Origin of the sequence: Empedobacter sp. GD03739 (assembly GCF_029843245.1) — a bacterium.
GTDB classification, from domain to species: Bacteria; Bacteroidota; Bacteroidia; order Flavobacteriales; family Weeksellaceae; genus Empedobacter; species Empedobacter falsenii_B.
This window is the reverse complement of record NZ_JAOCHX010000008.1, coordinates 25404-44112: the sequence shown is the minus strand read 5'-3', so window position 1 is coordinate 44112 and position 18709 is coordinate 25404. Positions and strand designations below refer to the sequence as shown.

Annotated in this window: 23 protein-coding genes; 15 read left to right on the top strand and 8 right to left on the bottom strand. The window is 31.0% G+C overall.

Annotated features, from left to right (window positions below; translation table 11 throughout):
- The first annotated feature begins 4 nt into the window (after positions 1 to 4).
- The 11 genes from ureB (at position 5) to N5E64_RS04265 (ending at position 9883) form a co-directional block, all read left to right on the top strand.
- Positions 5 to 373 (top strand): urease subunit beta, encoded by a 369-nt coding sequence (gene ureB / locus N5E64_RS04315; RefSeq protein ID WP_038336652.1) that lies wholly within the window; start codon positions 5 to 7, stop codon positions 371 to 373.
- A 1-nt stretch (position 374) separates the two neighbouring features.
- A complete protein-coding gene (gene ureC / locus N5E64_RS04310) occupies positions 375 to 2096 on the top strand; it encodes an urease subunit alpha (protein WP_180906406.1) in 1722 nt (573 codons plus the stop codon).
- 81 nt (positions 2097 to 2177) lie between these two features.
- On the top strand, positions 2178 to 2810 hold the full coding sequence (locus N5E64_RS04305) for a hypothetical protein (RefSeq protein WP_038336650.1): 633 nt from the start codon (positions 2178 to 2180) through the stop codon (positions 2808 to 2810).
- A gap of 5 nt (positions 2811 to 2815) precedes the next feature.
- A complete protein-coding gene (locus N5E64_RS04300; RefSeq protein WP_115000041.1) occupies positions 2816 to 3316 on the top strand; it encodes an urease accessory protein UreE in 501 nt (166 codons plus the stop codon).
- Positions 3317 to 3327: 11 nt separating this feature from the next.
- Positions 3328 to 4017, top strand: coding sequence for an urease accessory protein UreF (locus N5E64_RS04295; RefSeq protein ID WP_115000043.1), 690 nt, complete (start codon positions 3328 to 3330; stop codon positions 4015 to 4017).
- Between the two features lie 21 nt (positions 4018 to 4038).
- Positions 4039 to 4677, top strand: a complete 639-nt coding sequence (ureG, locus tag N5E64_RS04290) for an urease accessory protein UreG (RefSeq protein WP_038336646.1) — start codon at positions 4039 to 4041, stop codon at positions 4675 to 4677.
- A gap of 1 nt (position 4678) precedes the next feature.
- The gene (locus N5E64_RS04285; protein ID WP_280035919.1) at positions 4679 to 5461 is read left to right on the top strand and encodes an urease accessory protein UreD; all 783 of its coding nucleotides are present in this window, start codon (positions 4679 to 4681) and stop codon (positions 5459 to 5461) included.
- Between the two features lie 16 nt (positions 5462 to 5477).
- The gene (locus tag N5E64_RS04280) at positions 5478 to 6365 is read left to right on the top strand and encodes an urea transporter (protein ID WP_280035918.1); all 888 of its coding nucleotides are present in this window, start codon (positions 5478 to 5480) and stop codon (positions 6363 to 6365) included.
- A 57-nt stretch (positions 6366 to 6422) separates the two neighbouring features.
- Entirely contained in the window at positions 6423 to 7322 is a 900-nt protein-coding gene (locus N5E64_RS04275) for an AraC family transcriptional regulator (protein WP_280035917.1), read from the top strand.
- Between the two features lie 249 nt (positions 7323 to 7571).
- Complete coding sequence (locus N5E64_RS04270; RefSeq protein ID WP_371875734.1) at positions 7572 to 8231, top strand: YeiH family protein; 660 nt, start codon at positions 7572 to 7574, stop codon at positions 8229 to 8231.
- A 257-nt stretch (positions 8232 to 8488) separates the two neighbouring features.
- Complete coding sequence (locus N5E64_RS04265; protein WP_114999318.1) at positions 8489 to 9883, top strand: rhodanese-like domain-containing protein; 1395 nt, start codon at positions 8489 to 8491, stop codon at positions 9881 to 9883.
- Positions 9884 to 10045: 162 nt separating this feature from the next.
- Here N5E64_RS04265 and N5E64_RS04260 read toward each other — a convergent pair whose 3' ends face one another.
- The 6 genes from N5E64_RS04260 to N5E64_RS04235 form a co-directional block, all read right to left on the bottom strand.
- Positions 10046 to 10273 (bottom strand): YHS domain-containing protein, encoded by a 228-nt coding sequence (locus N5E64_RS04260; protein ID WP_280035914.1) that lies wholly within the window; start codon positions 10271 to 10273, stop codon positions 10046 to 10048.
- 2 nt (positions 10274 to 10275) lie between these two features.
- Positions 10276 to 11241 (bottom strand): hypothetical protein, encoded by a 966-nt coding sequence (locus tag N5E64_RS04255; protein WP_280035912.1) that lies wholly within the window; start codon positions 11239 to 11241, stop codon positions 10276 to 10278.
- Positions 11242 to 11251: 10 nt separating this feature from the next.
- Positions 11252 to 12292, bottom strand: coding sequence for a cytochrome-c peroxidase (locus N5E64_RS04250; RefSeq protein WP_280035911.1), 1041 nt, complete (start codon positions 12290 to 12292; stop codon positions 11252 to 11254).
- Between the two features lie 44 nt (positions 12293 to 12336).
- Positions 12337 to 13179, bottom strand: a complete 843-nt coding sequence (locus N5E64_RS04245; protein ID WP_280035910.1) for an MbnP family protein — start codon at positions 13177 to 13179, stop codon at positions 12337 to 12339.
- An 84-nt stretch (positions 13180 to 13263) separates the two neighbouring features.
- Positions 13264 to 13494, bottom strand: a complete 231-nt coding sequence (locus tag N5E64_RS04240; protein WP_125350616.1) for a hypothetical protein — start codon at positions 13492 to 13494, stop codon at positions 13264 to 13266.
- 208 nt (positions 13495 to 13702) lie between these two features.
- Entirely contained in the window at positions 13703 to 14017 is a 315-nt protein-coding gene (locus N5E64_RS04235) for a hypothetical protein (RefSeq protein WP_114999329.1), read from the bottom strand.
- A 522-nt stretch (positions 14018 to 14539) separates the two neighbouring features.
- Here N5E64_RS04235 and N5E64_RS04230 point away from each other — a divergent pair.
- Positions 14540 to 14917 carry a GreA/GreB family elongation factor gene (locus tag N5E64_RS04230; protein WP_135836096.1) on the top strand — a complete coding sequence of 126 codons (378 nt, stop codon included), beginning with the start codon at positions 14540 to 14542 and terminating at the stop codon, positions 14915 to 14917.
- A gap of 62 nt (positions 14918 to 14979) precedes the next feature.
- Here the strand turns inward: N5E64_RS04230 and murI are convergent, their stop codons facing one another.
- Together murI and N5E64_RS04220 are read right to left on the bottom strand one after the other, a co-directional pair.
- A complete protein-coding gene (gene murI / locus N5E64_RS04225; RefSeq protein WP_280035908.1) occupies positions 14980 to 15789 on the bottom strand; it encodes a glutamate racemase in 810 nt (269 codons plus the stop codon).
- A 269-nt stretch (positions 15790 to 16058) separates the two neighbouring features.
- Positions 16059 to 16619, bottom strand: a complete 561-nt coding sequence (locus tag N5E64_RS04220) for a DUF4256 domain-containing protein (RefSeq protein WP_280035906.1) — start codon at positions 16617 to 16619, stop codon at positions 16059 to 16061.
- Positions 16620 to 16847: 228 nt separating this feature from the next.
- On the opposite strand from N5E64_RS04220, the gene N5E64_RS04215 reads away from it, so the two are divergent.
- From N5E64_RS04215 to N5E64_RS04205, 3 genes are read left to right on the top strand one after another with little or no spacing between them, the layout of a single operon-like run.
- Entirely contained in the window at positions 16848 to 17420 is a 573-nt protein-coding gene (locus tag N5E64_RS04215) for an AraC family transcriptional regulator (RefSeq protein ID WP_280035905.1), read from the top strand.
- Between the two features lie 10 nt (positions 17421 to 17430).
- Positions 17431 to 18255 (top strand): DUF3347 domain-containing protein, encoded by an 825-nt coding sequence (locus N5E64_RS04210; RefSeq protein ID WP_280035904.1) that lies wholly within the window; start codon positions 17431 to 17433, stop codon positions 18253 to 18255.
- Positions 18256 to 18276: 21 nt separating this feature from the next.
- A complete protein-coding gene (locus N5E64_RS04205) occupies positions 18277 to 18705 on the top strand; it encodes a hypothetical protein (RefSeq protein ID WP_407933288.1) in 429 nt (142 codons plus the stop codon).
- Positions 18706 to 18709 lie beyond the last annotated feature (4 nt).

Genomic DNA, 18709 nt, shown 5'->3' with positions numbered 1-18709 from the left:
GAAAATGATACCAGGAGAAATTTTTGTAAAAGAAGGAACAATTGTTTGTAACGAAGGTAGAGATACGGTAAAAATTAATGTGATTAATACAGGAGATCGACCAATACAAGTTGGTTCTCATTTCCACTTTTTCGAAGTAAATAAAGCGATGCTTTTTGATCGTGAAGCTGCTTTCGGAAAACGATTAAACATTATTTCAAGTACAGCTATTCGTTTTGAGCCAGGAGAAGAAAAAGAAGTTGAATTAGTAGAAATCGCTGGTGACAAAAAAATGTACGGATTCAGCAATTTGGTTCAAGGTTCTATAGAATCAGACGAGCAAAAACAACAAGCATTAGAGAATATGAAATCTCACAATTTTAAAAGTCTTTAAAATGAGTTTAGAAGTAGACAGAAAACAATACGCCAATATTTTAGGCCCTACAACGGGAGATAAAGTACGTTTAGGAGATACAAATCTTATTATCGAAATTGAAAAAGATTTTGGACATTATGGTGATGAATCAATTTTTGGAGGAGGAAAAACTGTACGTGATGGTATGGGACAAAACTCTACAAAATTGCGTGCAGAAGGTGTTTTAGACCTTTGTATTACTCGTGCAATTATTATTGATCACTGGGGAATTGTAAAAGCAGATATCGGTATCAAAGATGGTAAAATCGTTGGTATTGGTAAAGCTGGTAACCCAGATACAATGGACGGAATTACCGAAGGAATGATTATCGGAGCTTCGACTGAAGTACACAATGGAGCTGGAATGATTGTGACAGCTGGTGGTATCGATACACACATTCATTACATTTCTCCACAACAAATTAATACTTCTTTATTCAGTGGTATTACAACAATGATTGGTGGAGGTACAGGACCTAATGATGGTTCTAATGCAACAACGGTTACGCCAGGAAAATTCAATATTCAAAAAATGATGGAAGCGACTGAGTCTTTTCCAATGAACTTTGGATTCTTCGGAAAAGGAAACTGTGCAACTGTTGAGCCAATCGAAGAGCAAATAGAAGCTGGAGCTTTAGGAGTAAAAATTCACGAAGACTGGGGTGCAACACCATCTACAATTGATGCAGCATTGAAAGTTGCAGATAAATATGATGTACAAGTTGCGATCCACACCGATACGTTAAACGAAGGAGGTTTTTTAGAAGATACAATGGAAGCGATCAATGGTCGTGTTATTCATACATTCCATACAGAAGGAGCTGGTGGAGGCCACGCGCCAGATATCATCAAATCTGCGATGTATCCAAATGTATTACCAGCGTCTACAAATCCAACTCGTCCTTATTCAGTTAACACAATTGATGAGCACTTGGATATGTTAATGGTTTGTCACCATTTGAGTAAAAATATCCCTGAAGATGTAGCATTCGCTGATTCTCGTATTCGTCCAGAAACAATTGCTGCCGAAGATATTTTACATGATATGGGTGTTTTCAGTATCATGAGTTCAGATTCTCAAGCAATGGGACGTCCAGGTGAGGTAATTTCAAGAACTTGGCAAACGGCAAGTAAAATGAAAGATCAACGTGGAGAAATTGCAGAAGATAAAGGTCATGACAATGATAACTTCCGTGCAAAACGTTACATCGCAAAATATACAATCAATCCTGCAATTGCACACGGAATCTCAGATTATATTGGATCTGTTGAGGTTGGTAAAATTGCCGATTTAGTCATCTGGAAACCAGCTATGTTTGGTGTTAAACCAGAAATGATCTTGAAAGGAGGATTTATCGCAGGTAGTAAAATGGGAGATCCAAATGGATCTATTCCAACTCCACAACCAGTTATTTACAGAAATATGTTTGGTTCTTTCGGTAAAGCAGTTCAGAAAACGAATATCACATTTGTTTCTCAGGCTTCTATCGATAACGGAACAATTGACAGCTATAATTTGAACAGAGTTTTCTTACCTGTTAAAAACTGTAGAAATATTGGTAAAAAAGATTTGATTCACAACGATAAAACACCAAATATCGAAGTGAATGCAGAAAATTATAAAGTATATGTTGACGGAGAATATATTACATGCGAACCATCGGAAGTAGTTCCTTTAGCTCAATTGTATTATTTATTCTAATTATTAAAAATAGGCTCAGACAACGTGCTGAGCCTTTTCAAATTTTTTAATGAAATAAAAAAATCAGGTTTTTAAGTATAAATGATAAATTTTAATCAAATAGTTTTTTCAATTGCAGTAATTGGAATGTCATTGATTTCAGGGAAAATGAACGGGCAAATCTTAGGAGGAATGAGATTGAAAGACAATGATGAAGGTCCAAAAGGACAATTTTCACTATATGGTTCATTGGATTATTCTAAAGTTACGTCGCCATCTGGTCGTAGTAGTAACGTCTCAAGTGCTCCGATTGGTATAGGATATTTCTTTAATAATAATGATGCGATTGGGGTTAACTACGCATATACAGAAGATAATATCAATCATCAAGTTGTAAGCAAACAAAATGAAACAGGGATTTGGTATAGTCCGTCCTTGGCGCTTGGAAAATATTTTACGCTAATTGCGCATTTTGATGTGCATTATGTTTGGGGACAACAATTGTCTGAAACAACAGCATCTATGGAAAATTTTAATGGTTTTCGATTGAGAGGTTATCCTATGATTGGGATTGTTTTAGGCGGCGGCTGGGGACTGAAATTTAGATTTGCAGATTTTTCGCTGTTAGAAACAAAATCAAAAGAAGGTTGGACAAAAACATCTGTTGCTGGAGTTAATGGCTCTGCATTTGGAATGGGCGTATCTAAAAATATCGATTTTAGAAGAAAAAATTAAGCAAGATGATTATTAATGAGAGAATAGGAACTGTTGCAGAACAATCAATTTTACAATCAATTGATTATTTGGATTTAGATTGGTACGAAACAACCAAAAGAATTCAACGCAAAAGAACAAGAGGTGGAAAAGATGTCGCGATCAAATTTTTGAAAGATAAACAACGTTTGCACGATGGTGATATTCTTTTTATGGATGACGAAACGGCAATTGTTGTGAATGTTTTAGAAACCAAAACGATTGTACTTTCTCCTCAATCTATTCTCGAAATGAGCGCACTTTGCCACGAAATAGGAAACAAACATTTACCACTTTACAATGAAAATGATTTGTTGCTTATGCCTTTCGAATTGACCATTTTTCGCTGGTTAGAATCATCTGGCTACAATCCAAAAGTTCAAGATTTAAAACTCCTACATCTATTGAATGCCAATGTAGATCATCATCGCGAAACCAAAGTAGGAGGTTCAATGTCTACAAAAAATCTGAAAATAAAATTATCGTAAAAAGATAAAGAATGAAACAAGAATTTTTAGCAAGTTTATTACATATTTCTGATCCTACTTTACCGATTGGTGCTTATACGCATTCGAATGGATTAGAAACTTATATTCAGAATGGAATCGTCAATAACAAACAAACGGCGCAAGAGTTTGTAGAAAATATGATGAAATATAATCTGAAATATAATGATGGTGCTTTTGTAAAATTAGCGTACGAAGCAACTCAACATTCAGATTTGAAAGAAATTTTGAAATTAGATGAAGAATGTTCTGCTCTAAAAGCGCCAAAAGAAATCAGACAAGCAAGTCAGAAATTAGGTTTGCGTTTAATCAAAATTTTCAAGCGTCGCGTAGAATCAGAATTTGTTGAGGAATACGAGCGCAACATCAAACAAAACATCGCTTATTCTAATTACGCGATTGTTTTCGGAATTTATACCAGTTTATTGCAAATTCCACTTTACGAAGCATTGTTTGCTTTTTACTACACTTCGGCTTCTGGAATTGTAACAAACGCAGTGAAATTAGTGCCTTTGGGACAATTGGATGGGCAAGATTTAATGTTCGATTTGTACGAAACAATTTCTCAAACAGCCAAAGAAACAATAGAATTAGATAGAGAATATGTAGGCTTATGCAACACATCGTTTGATATCAGATGTATGCAACACGAACGCTTATATTCTCGCTTATACATGTCATAAATTTTATAAACAATATTCAAAATGGAAAATAGAAAATATATCAAAGTTGGAGTTTGTGGACCTGTAGGTTCTGGAAAAACAGCTTTATTAGAAAAATTAAGTCGAAAAATGTTTAGTGATTATAATTTAGGAGTGATCACAAACGATATTTTTTGTTCAGAAGATGCAAAATTTATGGCAAAAAATAGCCTTTTACCAGAAGATAGAATTATTGGTGTAGAGACTGGAGGTTGCCCTCATACAGCGATTCGTGAAGATGCAAGTATGAATTTGGAAGCAGTTGATGAATTAGCAGATCGTTTTCCTGATATTGAATTGATTTTAATTGAAAGTGGAGGAGATAATTTAGCTGCAACATATAGCCCAGATTTGGCTGATGTGACGATTTTTATTATAGATGTAGCCGAAGGTGAAAAAATTCCAAGAAAAGGTGGACCTGGTATCCAACGTTCAGATTTATTAATCATCAACAAAATAGATTTAGCGCCACACGTAGGAGCAAGTTTAGAAGTGATGGAAAGCGATACAAAACGCATGAGAAATGGAGCACCTTTCGTTTTCACAAATCTAAAAACAGAAGAAGGTTTGGACAGCGTGATTGGTTGGATTAAAAAATATGCACTTTTAGAAGAAATCGAAGAACCAAATCTTTTGAGATAAGATGGAATGTAGATTAGATATTGTTGCAGGGTACAAGGAAGGTAAATCGTTCGTCAAAAATTTATACGTCGGTAAACCTTTCCGTGTTGTATCTGTTGGGCAACGAAAATTAGATAATAAATTATATCAAATGACGATGACTTCTTCGCCTGGAATTTTGAATGGCGACGAATATATTCTGAATATTGATGTAGAAGATAATGCTGCGTTACAGTTACAATCGCAATCATACCAACGATTGTTTAACATGGATGATGATGCAACGCAAAAGTTAACGATTAATATCCACAACAATGCGTCGTTTGCCTATGTGCCACATCCAGTTGTTCCGCATGAAAACTCTAATTTCAAAAGTAGCGCTGCTATTACAATTGGAGAGAATAGTCAAATTATTATTAGTGAGATTATTACCTGTGGACGTAAACATTCGGGAGAAGTTTTTAAGTTAAAACGTTTTCAGAATTTGACTGAAATCTATCATCAAAACAAATTAGTAGTCAAAGATAATGTCTTAATTCAACCCGATTTAATTCCGATTAGTAGTATTGGTATTTTAGAGAATTATACACATCAAGGAAGTTTTATTTTCTTTAGTACAAAATCAGAAACGGATAAAGTTGCGTTGGTAGAAACATTATTAGAAATTGCAAAAAAACATACGAATGTAGAAATTGGGATTTCTGTTTTGGACGGAAATGGTTTCGTCATAAGAGCTCTAAGTCAAGGAGGAGAAGCAATGTATAATTATTTCTTGGTTGCCCAAGATTTACTTTGGGAATTATAGAAACAAATAAAAAATCATGGACAAAATTTTAACGAAAGTTCCATTTATAGATCAAGTTCTAAAAGGTTTAGGACAAATCATGTTGCAAGAAAACAGTAGTACAGGTTTATTGTTTTTGATTGGTATTTTCTTAGGAAGTATAGAAGGAGGAATTGGCGCAATTGTTTCGACAGCAGTTGGGACAATTACAGCAATCTTACTAAAATATAACAAAGAAGAAATCAACGCAGGTTTATATGGATTTAGTGCTGCTTTAGTTGGTGTGGCATTAACAATTATGTTCGACTCTACTTTTCTTATCTGGATTTTGTTGGTGGTTGCTTCTGCTTTAGCAGCGATTATTCAACATTTTTTTATCAAAAGAAATATTCCAGTTTTTACTTTACCATTTATTCTATTAACATGGTGTTTAATCTTCGGAATTCACCATTTTACAACAATAGGACCTGCAACTGCAGGAAATACTATAACTTTATTAGAAACAAACGATTTGTTTACATCAACAAATGGTTTCGGAGAAGTAATCTTTCAAGGTGGTCCAATGTCTGGTATCATCTTTTTTATTGCCGTTTTTATAGGTTCGCCCGCAGCAGCTTTGTACGGTTTGGCAGCTTCTATTTTTAGTGCAGAAATTTCAAATTTATTTGGAGAACCAGTAGAGCAAATTCATATGGGATTATTTGGTTTTAATGCTGTTTTAACAGCAATTGTATTTGCTGGAACTAAACGAATAGATGGTTTTTGGGTTTTATTAGGTGTTTTTATCACCGTTTTGATAGATGTTCTATTTGTTAAAACCAATATTTTCGCATCATTTGGAGGAGTTCTTACATTTCCTTTTGTTGTAGGAACTTGGTGCACATTATTTATAAAAAAATATACTGATCGATTTTTTGGAGTATAATGTAATTTGGCATAAAATTCGAAGAATAATAACAGTTTCATTTTAAAAAGCATTGCCATGGAAATGATATCAAACTCACAATACAAAGAACTATTTCTAGCCCATCTAAGTAACCAAGTTTTAGGAAATAATGAGGATATACAATTATATCGATTAGAGTATTATCTAAAAGATATTTTAATGCCCGTAATTCCATATCGAACAACATTCAATTTTATCATGTTTGTAACCAAAGGAAGCATGAAACAATATTTAGAAAATAAAGAATATGAAGTAAACGAAAATGAAATAATTTTTATAAAACAAGGAACAATTACGGCAACAGTAGAAATGTCTGATGATATAGAAGGTTTCTTTTTGGCGTATGAAAATCATATTTTATCTGAATTAGAATTACCAAAATATAAATCGAGTATTTTCTTGATGTCGCCTTACTTATCACTCGATGCAGTTACTTTTCAAACCGTTCATCAATTATTGGTTTTAATGGAACAAGAAATTTTCTTGAATAGCCTTGAGATTAATGAAATAATTGTAGTAATGTTACACGTTGTTTTATTAAAATTGCTCAACATAGATTACAAGGAAATTCCGAGTACAACCACACGTCCAATGGAGCTTTCGCTGCAGTTTAAAGATTTGCTTTTTAAACATCATATCGAAGAAAAGAAAGTAACTTTTTATGCAGATAAATTATTTGTAACAGAAAATTATCTCAACAAATGTGTGAAAGATATTACGCAAAAGAAGCCGAAACAATGGATTAACGAAACGGATATTAATTACAGCAAAGCATTATTGCATTCAAGTAAAAGAATTTCTGAAATTGCATTTGAGCTTAATTTTCAGACCGCTTCGCATTTCACACAATTGTTCAAAAAAGTCGCAGGTATTACACCAAAAGAATACCGAGAACAAATCTGGAATTCTCAATGTACTAAAAATCCAGTTTTTTAAACAAATTGAATAGATAATTTTAAATACATATCTTTTGTATTTAGAAAAATTTTCTAAAAATAATCTTATTTGTAACAAATGTTACAATCTATTTTGATACGGTCAATTACTTTTGTTTTTGTATTTCATAAAACAAATGATTGCCCGTATAGTTTATTTTGGATTGTTGCTATTTACTTTTTTTCCTTTTGTAGAGTCGTCTGTGGCGTTACTTTTAGGGATTGGTTATGGTTTAATTTTTCAGAATGAATTTGGGAATTCTCAAAACGATATTCAAAGAAATTATTGAATATTGCAATCATTGGTTTAGGGTTAGGTTTGAATCTTCACGAGGCAGTTTCGGTAAGTAAAGATGGATTTTTTCTCACTTTTATTTCTGTGTTAAGTGTTTTTACATTAGGATTTGTATTCTACCGATTATTAAAAATCAATAAGAATACATCGCTGCTGATTACTTCAGGAACTGCTATTTGTGGAGGAAGTGCCATTGCCACAATTTCTTCGGTTTTACAACTAAAAGCGAATCAAATTACCATTGCTATGGCAGTTGTGTTTGTGTTGAATGCGATTGCATTAATGATTTTTCCGTTTATTGGACATTATTTTCAGTTATCGCAATATCAATTTGGTTTGTGGTCGGCAATTGCAATTCACGATACAAGTTCTGTTGTCGGTGCAGCCAAACAATACGGTGAACAAGCTTTAGAAGTTGCAACTACTGTGAAATTGAGCCGAACATTATGGATTTTTCCGTTGGCTTTATTAATTGGTTATTTCAACAAAAAAGAGAACTCTTCTTACAAATTTCCTTATTTTATTATTGGTTTTATTGCAACAATGCTTATCGCTACTAATTTTCCTCAAGGCGAAAAAGTTTATCACATTTTACAAGGAATTTCGAAACAATAAATGGTTGTTGCTTTATTTATGATTGGCTCGTTGATTAACATACAATCCATCAAACAAGCAGGTTTTAAAACCTTATCATACGGAATTTTACTTTGGATTTTTATCTCCATTTTATCTTTGGTTTTGGTTTTAAATTATTTTTAAAATCTTTATTCTTTCTATTTTAAGTCTGTAACATTGGTTACTGTCGATTGTTTTTTAGCAACTTAACTTTGCTTAACAAATTAGAAAAGGTTAAACCATAAAAATATTATCATATGTTTTTTCAACACATTTTTGAAAAGTCATTGGCACATTCAAGTTACCTTGTAGGTTGTCAAGCAAAAGGAGAAGCAATTGTAATCGATCCAAAAAGAGATATTGATATATACTTAAAAATAGCAGAAGAAAATAAGCTGAAAATTACGCATATTGCAGAAACACATATTCATGCTGATTATCTTTCTGGTAGCCAAGAGTTAGCTTATGTAACAGGAGCAAAGATGTATTTGTCTGATGAAGGAGGTGAAGATTGGCAATACGATTTTGAACATATCGGATTAAAAAATGGCGATAAAATAGAAGTTGGAAATCTAATTTTTGAGGTGATGCATACACCAGGTCACACGCCAGAAAGTATTAGTTTCTTATTAACAGATACGCCTGCGACGAAAGAACCGGTTATGATTTTTACTGGAGATTTTGTTTTTGTAGGAGATATTGGTCGTCCAGATTTATTAGAAGAAGCTGCTGGATTAATTGGTACTAAAGAAGTAGGAGCGAAGCAGATGTTTGAATCGTTGAAAAAATTTCAAGCATTGCCAGATTATCTACAAGTTTGGCCAGCACATGGAGCAGGTTCTGCTTGCGGAAAAGCTTTGGGTGCTGTAGCAAGTACGACGGTTGGTTATGAGAAAATCAGAAATTGGGCGTTGCAATTTGATTCGAATGAAAAAGGATTTGTTGATTATTTATTGGCAGATCAACCCGAAGCACCAGCTTATTTTGCAATGATGAAAAAGCTGAATAAAACAAAACGTCCTTTGTTGATCGAAGTTCCGAAATGGGCTAAATTAACATACATCGAATTTGAAAAAGCGAAAGATTTTGGAATGAAAGTGATTGATGCGCGTATCAAAACAGATTTTTCTCAAATCCATTTACCAGGAACATTAAATATTCAAAACAATAAAACATTCAATACATGGATGGGTTGGATGGTAAATTATCAAGAACCAATTGTGTTGATTGTAGAAGAGGATGAAGTAGAAGAAATGACACGAAAATTGATGCGAATTGGTTTGGATAATGTTTATGGTTATATTACTTCAACAGATATGTTGAGTAATTTTAGTTCTTTAGAATCTTCTATTTTTATCGACGCAGATACAATGGAAAATTACATTGGAAATGATGAGGTTCAGATTTTAGATGTTAGAGGGGAAACAGAATTTAAAGAAGGTCATATCGAAGGAGCGAAGCATATTTTTGTCGGTTATTTACCAAAAAGATACAATGAATTAGATCCAACTAAAAAAATTGTCTTGCATTGTCAAGCTGGAGATCGAGCAACGATTGCACAAAGTTTTTTGGAATCGAAAGGTTTTGAAGTTGAAAACTATAGTGGAGGAATTGCTGATTGGAAATTGAATCAAAAACCATTAGTGAAATAATATGTTTTTCAAAAAGATTTTAAAAATGTTGACATCAAATTCGAATGTAGAAGTAGAGCTCGTACTACTCAAGCAGTAATAATTTTAAATAAAAATGACAGTAGTTGCTTAATAATTCTTCTTAGAATCAAGTACAACTACTGTCAAATTATTTTCTTACTATTACTTTTTCTTTACGTATTTTTTTGGATTTTTTTTGAATTCAACTTTACAGCTTTTACTACAAAAACCATAAATTTTCTTTTGATAAATTGCAGTATCTGTTAAGAATTGTGCGGTATTCATTCCACAAATAGGATCTTTCTCGTTTACAACTTTTACTTTTAGTTTTTGTTGAGCAAAAATTGAAAAAGAGATGATGAAGAATGTTAATGTTACTATTTTTTTCATTGTTATTGATTTTTAGATTGAAATAAATTGTAATTAAAAAAGAAACCTATTCTGTTTTTTACTTCGATTTCTCCTGAATTTAAATCAGAAAGTATAGGTTGAAAATATTCTATACCAAAATTAAATTTTCGAGCAGCTGCTTCTAATCCTAATTTCGCAAATTGAGCTTTTCCCTTAGATTTTGGAATCGTCTCCCCAAATTGTTCATTTTTATAATAAAATTCGTTTTGAAAACCGACTTTTCCAAGTAATTTTAATTCATTGTTAATGAAAAGATGTTGTAATTGAATTAATTGATTCCATTGATCTCCAAATTTGTATTTCTTCTTATTCTCTCCTTTCAAGTTGTAGTCTGTTACTAATTGTAAAGTCGAATTCTTATAAGCTAATTGGTAATTTATTGCAAACTGAGTATCCCAACTTCCTGTACCTAATTGAAAACTTGGATTGGTTGTTTCAGCATTTGCTTGATTAAATTTTGCGATTGGAATTTTTAAACCTATTGCAGCACTTAATCCATGTTTTAGCTCGTTAGAATTTGTATTTGATTTAATAACTTTAACTATTCCCATCATATTTAAATCTCCAATACCAGAAATAGAAGAAGAGTTTTTACCTTCTTTATTATGAAAATGGTAAGGAATACTAGCATTGATGTCAATTCTATTATTTATTGGAATTCTTGCCCATAATTGAATGGTATTGAACAGTTGCTTTTGTGTTCTTTTATTAGAAAAAGCATCTTCTTTAGTTTTATAAGATTGATGTAGATAACGAATCCCAACGAAATTTGAATTTATAAGATTTTCAATTCCATTTGAGGTTGAAGTTGCAGAACAACCGCAAGCATCACAATCTAATTCTAAATCATATAAATGAGAGATTACAATAGAATCATTATCTGTATGAGCAAATAATAAAATGGGAGTAAATAATATAACAAAAAATAAATTGATAAATAATTTCATTTGGATAGATTTAAAATTCTGCATAAGCAGGGTTATTAATAAATGAGTAATCAGTTAATGTATTTAGAAAAGAGATAATTGCCTTTTTTTCTTCTTCTGTCATAGGAATTCCAATTCGATTATTTTGTTTGAGTTGAGAATCCAAATTTTTATCATTTTGTACACCTTCTGAATAAAAATTCAAAACAGCTTCTAAACTATAGAATCGTCCATCGTGCATATAAGGTTTGGTCATTTCAATATTTCTTAAACTTGGAACTCTAAACTTCATAAAATCAGTCGAATCTAATGTGACACGATATAAACCTCCATCTTTGTATTGTTTATTATAATACATTCCTGTATTTCGAAAAGACTCATCTGTAAAAAGTGTTCCTTTATGACAACTTGAACATTTCTGTTGAAAAAGTTGTAAACCTTTTTTTTCGGTTTCGTTTAAATCCGCCTCTTTCCTTAAATATTGATCATATTTAGAATCTTTTGATACAACTGAAGCCATAAACTGTCCTAATGCGCTGAGAATACGATTTGCATCGATTTTATCATCTCCGAAAGCATTTTTAAACATTTTTCGATAAGAAGAATCTGATGATAATTTCTTAATGATTTCGGGAAAAGTTGTATCCATTTCTTCTTCAGCTGTAATTGGAGAGATTGGTTGTTGAGCTAAATCGTGAATAACACCATCCCACATAAATCGATTTAGAAAAGCTAAATTTTGAATAGGAGGAGCATTTCGAATTCCTAATCGATCATCAATTCCATGACTAACAGGATGTCCGTGGTGAGTAAAGGCATTTTCTTGAATATGGCAAAAAGCACATGAAATAGTATTATTTCTAGATAATCGACCTTCATAAAATAGTTTTTTTCCTAACTCAACTCCATTTTTAGTTAACGGATATTTATCTGTATCAAATGTTATTTTAGGAAAATAAGAAGGAATTTCTAATTGATAAGGTTCATCAATGATCTGTCCATAATCAATATCATCATCGTTACAACTTAACAAGATGAATAAACTGAAAATGATTGTTATTATTTTATTCATTGTTTGTAGAATTATGCGGTGTTTATAAAACACCGCTATAAACTTTATTGATTTTTTTCGTCGTTATGTACATGATCAACTCGAAACATATTTTGTATATTTTCTGTTACCAATTGTGCAAAGTTGGAAGATCCCATAATGTTATTGTTCGACTCATCTAATATCAATTTATGATCACCACTTAAATAAGTGTTCAAATTTGCCATAATATGAATAGATGGCTTAATCTTAGAAGTTACCCGTGCAGATGTAGGTAAATCTAATGTTACTTCCCGATATAAATCTTGAACATTATTTTTGTTAATATCTCCCATATTTCCAGTATGAGTTAAGAAGAAAGTGTCAGTAGTAGTTTTCCCATAAAAACCTTCTATTTTAAAGAAAACATAACCAGCAGCCCAAGACCAAGTCATTCCATTTTTCTTTGCTTTTTCCCAAAAAGTAGCTTGTCCAGTCTGGCCTAATAAATAAGCTTTCTGAGATACACCAAGTCCAAAACGTACTTTTGTATATTTATTTTGAGGAATATTATCCAAATTTAAATAAACGACATTAGCTATTGCAGAATCTTGATTAATAACAAAAGCGCCTTTGTCTGGATCGTTTTTATGATAATCAAATTCATTTCCTTTTTCGTCAATTAATGTGATGTTAGAAATGATATATTTTAATGTTGTTAATTTATGTTTTTGTCCGTTTGATGAGGTTTGTGTTGTTTGATCTAGAACAATTCCTCCCAAATTATCAAATCCATTTTCAAACTTTAATTGAATTTTACCTGTTTCAGTTGATTTAATTTCAGAGAAATCATCATCGTTGTTGCAGGAAGTAAATAAAGTAAATAATGCGATAAATGATAAGTTTAAAAAATATTTGATTGTTTTCATTGTAATAATTGTTTAATTTTTTTGAATAAAAATGCTGTTGGAAAACAATAATTGTTCTCCAATACTGAATATTTGTTCTATTAATTAAACAATTGGAGGTTTTAGATATTTAAAAACCCAATCGATAGAATAGGATGATTGCCAAAAGAATCGATGTTTTATTTTTACAATAAAATCTTGAATAAATGGAATAGCTAAGCATTCGAAATGTATATAGATTTCTGCAAATCGAATATTTTTTACTAAAACCGAATCAGATTGTTGTTCTGTTTCTTTTAGTTGCTTCGATAAATAACATTTTCCATTGCATTGCATTTCTGGTCGCTCTTTATTGATACAATATTCGTCAATAATCTTCTCCTGAGTACTAATGAATACAGTAAAAGGAATTAGTGATCGAAAACCAATTAAAAGCACGAACAATGCAATCAATAAACAATTGAAACTTTTGACAAATCTTATATGAAATGTCAACTTGATTAAATGTTAATGAGATAATAATTTGATAAACAAGAATTATTTATCAAATAGGAGGCTGAAGTTGTTGATCTAATTGATATTGAGTTTCGAAAGCTAACTCGATAGTCGAAATTTTTTCAATAGATTTTGTAAAGGTAGATGTGTTAATTTCGAAGGTAGGTTGATAAATAAAATAATCAATTGCACGCAAAGAAACTTGAATTTTATTATCATCATTTTGTTCATCATTAACAGTCTTGGAAATTTGTTCTTTCAGATAACAAACTCCATTACACAATAATTCTGGACGCTCTATATTAACACAATATTCTTTAGAAATCTTATCATAATTTACCAAATAGTCAATAACAGGTAGCAATGGTCTACAAGTTATTAAAACGACAGTTATTATGAAAAGGTAAGATTTCAATTCCTTAAAATTTTTATAAAATTAGACAGTTTTTATTTAATTAGAAAATGAAGATTATCAGTTTTTCTCAGAAATTGAATTCAATTGCTTTTAAAATAATATTAGGAAAATAATCTTAAAAGGGTTATATTTTTTAGATTGAGAAAGATATCGTAGCTTTGTTATATCATTTTCATGAAAATTATGACTAATTATATCGACATATACAGAAGAAACAACCAATCTTGGTTGTCTTTGTCGTTGGCATATTTGCATGATGATACTTTCTTAAGAAGCTCAAAAGAGTTTATCAACTAATCCCTGTTACGATCCAAAGCAGGGAACCTTCGATTTATTTAATTATCAATTATTTCAATTTTCTGGAAAGAGATTTGTATCAAATAGTAGCGTTTTAGAATTTCATGTCATTTGATATTTGGATCTTAAAAATCTACTCCAAAATATTGAAAAGTTAACGAAGAATTTATCATAATGACAACGAATATAATTTTAACAACAGGTTTATATGATTTAATTAAAGATCATTTAAGAAGAAAAAGAGTAACAAAAGATCAAGAAGATATTTTAACGAATGAATTGAGACATGCAGAGCAAATTCTTCGTCGAGATTTATCAGAAGATATTGTTTCAGTTGGAAAGAAAGTTACAATTAAAGAATTAACTTCAAATGAAGAATATCAATTAAATTTTGTAAGTCCAGAAAAAGCTAAACCTAAGAAAAATCGCCATTCTATTTTGATGGATGAAGGTTTGGCAACTATTGGATACAAAAAAGGTGATGTAGTAGAGTGGCCAACAGAAAAAGGAACAAAAAAGTATGAAATTTTGAATGTAGAAACTGTAGCTTAGTTTCTTAATTGAATAGAAAAACCGAGCAAGTTTGCTCGGTTTTTATTTATATTTTTTTAAAATTACACATCTATATGAGAAGCTATAATAGGTTTTCCGTAAAATATAGTGGCATTTTCTTCAAAATTTTTAGCATTATCAGTTGTATGAAAAGTTAATGAACCATTTTTAGAACATTGTGTCTCAACTTCAGTATGATGTTGTAAATATTTTATTAATTTATTTGCAACTAATTCTCCTTGAGATAGAATAGTGACGTTTTTAGGAGTGTAATTTTTAATTACGGGTAATAATAAAGGATAGTGAGTGCAAGCTAAAACAATAGTATCAATTTCAGAAGATAAAGAAAATAAATGTTCAATATCTTTTTCTACGATATTATTAGCTGCTTTACTGTTAATTTCATTGTTTTCAACTAGTGGAACCCAAAGCGGACAAGCATGTTGGAAAACTTTTATATTAGGATGAAACTTATTAATTTCAATTTTATAAGATTCTGATAAAACAGTTCCTTGTGTTGCTAAAACCCCAACTTTATTATTTTTTGTGTATTCATTTATTGATTCTGTTGTTGGGCGTATAACACCCAAAACTCTTTTGCCTTCGGGTAAATCATTTTGCTGAATTGTTCGTAAAGCTTTTGCAGAAGCTGTATTGCAAGCAAGTATAACCAAGTTACATCCCAAATCAAACAATTTAAAGACGCATTCTTTGGTGTATTCATAAACTGTCTCAAACGAGCGAATTCCATAAGGGCAACGAGCATTATCACCTAAATAGATATAATCGTATTGCGGAAGTTTTTTCTGTATTTCCTTGAAAACGGTTAAACCTCCATAACCAGAATCAAAAACACCAATTGGTCCTTGCATTTTAGCTGTCTTAATTTGATGATAAAATTACAAAATGTATTGCAAATAAAAATGAAATTATAAATTCAAAAAATGATCCTTTTTAGGAGTCAGAATTAATTTAAAAATAAATAATATGATTCCTGTAATTTGAATAATGGAAGCTAAAAATAACATCAAATTTGCAGAAATAATAAAGTAAAAATGTGTGATTTTACACAAAATGCCAATAATAAATAGAATTGAACCACAAAGGAAAACAATTAATGGAAATGCAAATTTCATAGTTTTTAAACTTTTAAAATTCCTCTAAAACAACGAGCTGCATAATAAGATTGTGCGCCGTTGTGATAAATAAAAACAGTTCCGTAACGATAATCGCCAAATATAGCACCGCCTAATTCTCTAATTTTTTCAGGTGTTTTTAACCAACTTGAGGTTTTTTGATCGACAATTTCTACAGCTTGCAAGAAACGATATTCTTCTTCGGTCAATAATTCAATTTTCATGCTTTTTGCAACATCTATCGCATTATTTTTTGGTTGATGTTCTTTGCGAGACGTCTGTCCTTCGTAATCATACGCCAAACTTCTACGCTCTTTCGGACTTTCTGCCGAACAATCTACAATATGATACTCGTCTGTTTTATCATCATAAAAAATAACATCAGGTTCTCCTCCCGTAATTTCCATTTGATGTAAAGACCAATTTTTTTCAGGTTGATTAATGATACTTTCTTCTATTTTTTGCCAATCTAAATCTTGATGTCGATGCATATTTTTCTCAAAACGTTCTTTCAAAATCTGAATGCAGTTATTTTGTTCTATTGGAGTTAGTTCTTTTTTTGTCATAGAATTTATTGTTTTGAGAAATTATTTTTCTAACCAAATATATTCAAAAAACAGATGATTTTGGTAATTCATTTATAAAGAATAGGTTAATGAAAAATGAGTAATCTGAAAATTATATACATCATCTTGCAAATTGTATAATCTTTTGAGCTGAAGTTGTACGAAATTTGTAACATAAGATTTTGTAAATTTAAGTGAAATAAATCGCTCAAATTTGAAGAATATATTATGGAAAATACAAGTAAATTATTTATAAAAAATATGGTTTGTCATCGCTGTAAAGTAGTGGTTGGACGAATTTTGAAGATGAATAACATCGAAACAAATCATATCGAATTGGGAGAAGTTGAATTGAAAAATCCGATAAATTCTAATCAATTAGAATTGGTTCGAAATGAATTGGAAGAGGTTGGTTTTGAGTTGATTGATGATAAACGTAGCAAGTTGATTGAACAAATTAAAACATTGATTATTCAGCTGGTTCATCAGGAAAATAACGAACTTAAAGTCAATTTATCTGATTATTTGAGTGAGAAAACTAATTTGGATTACAAATATATTTCGAATCTATTTTCAGAAATGGAAGCACAAACTATTGAAAAATATTTTATTCAGCAAAAAATAGAAAAGGTCAAAGAATTAATGATTTATGACGAATTATCGTTGAGTGAAATTGCGTTTCAATTGAATTATTCGAGTGTGGCACATCTTAGTGCACAATTCAAAAAAGTAACAGGGTTAACACCTTCTGTTTTCAAACAATTGAGCAAACATACGCGTCGAGCAATTGATAAAATATAAATCAAAAATTATGAAAAAATATAGTTTTTTAGTTATCGGAAGTTTTCTTGCTTTTACAGCAAATGCACAATTTAAAAATCAAGAGACAAAACAATTTCAAGTAAAAGGAAATTGTGTAAATGCGAAAGAATTAATTGAAAAAGCTGGTAATCAACCTCGAATTTCTAAAGTGGATTTTGATGCATCGACTCAAATAGCTTTGATTACATATAATAAAGCAAAAACAAATTCGAACGAAATTTTGAAGAAAGTTGCTTTGGCGGGTTTTGATAATGCAGAATATATGGCACCAGATGAGGCTTACGCGAAATTGGAGAAAGATTGTCAATATTCTCGTGATAAAAAAATGACGATGAACCATAAGGAAATGAATCATTCCAATCATACTTCAAATGAAAGTTCTCAACAACAAAATCAATTGTCACTCGTTTTTGATGCTTACTTTTCATTAAAAGATGCTTTTGTAAAAACAAATGAAAGTGAAATCTCGAAACAAATTACTGCATTTACTAAATCAATTTCTGTTGTAGAAATGGGTAAACTTTCACATGAATCGCATATGGTTTGGATGGAAGTTTTGAATGATTTAGAAACAACTTCGAAACTATTATCGCAAGAAAAAAATATTGAGAAACAGCGCATAATTTTTGCAAAATTATCACAACCAATGTACAAATTAGCTCAAAAAGCAAATTTAGGTTACACAGTTTATTATCAAAATTGTCCAATGTTTGACGGCGGTTCGAATTGGTTGAGTAAAGAATCAGCTATTAAAAATCCTTTCTACGGAAATATGATGTTGACATGTGGAAGCACAGTTGAAACATTGAAATAATAATTAAAAAATAGAATGAAAATGAAGAATTTAAAGATAGTTTTAGGCGTTTCAATATTAAGTGTTTTTGTATTAACATCTTGTCAAAATAAAAAAGAAGAACCAACAGTTACTGCTCACGAAGAACAGATGTCAGATATGATGCAACCTTCGCAAACAATGGCTTACAATGTTGGAGATAAGGTTCCGAATAAACAAGTTTGTATGGTAAATAATGCGTATATGGGCAAAGATCAGTTCGAAGTTCCTTATGATGGAAAAACGTATTATGGATGTTGTAATATGTGTGTGGAACGTATTCCGAATGATGAAACTGCACGGAAAGCAACGGATCCTTTTACAGGAAAGGAAATTGATAAAGCGAATGCATATATCGTTTTGAAAGATCAGCAAGGAAATGTTGATTATTTCGAAAACGAGGAGAATTATAAGAAGTTTAGTCAATTATAATATA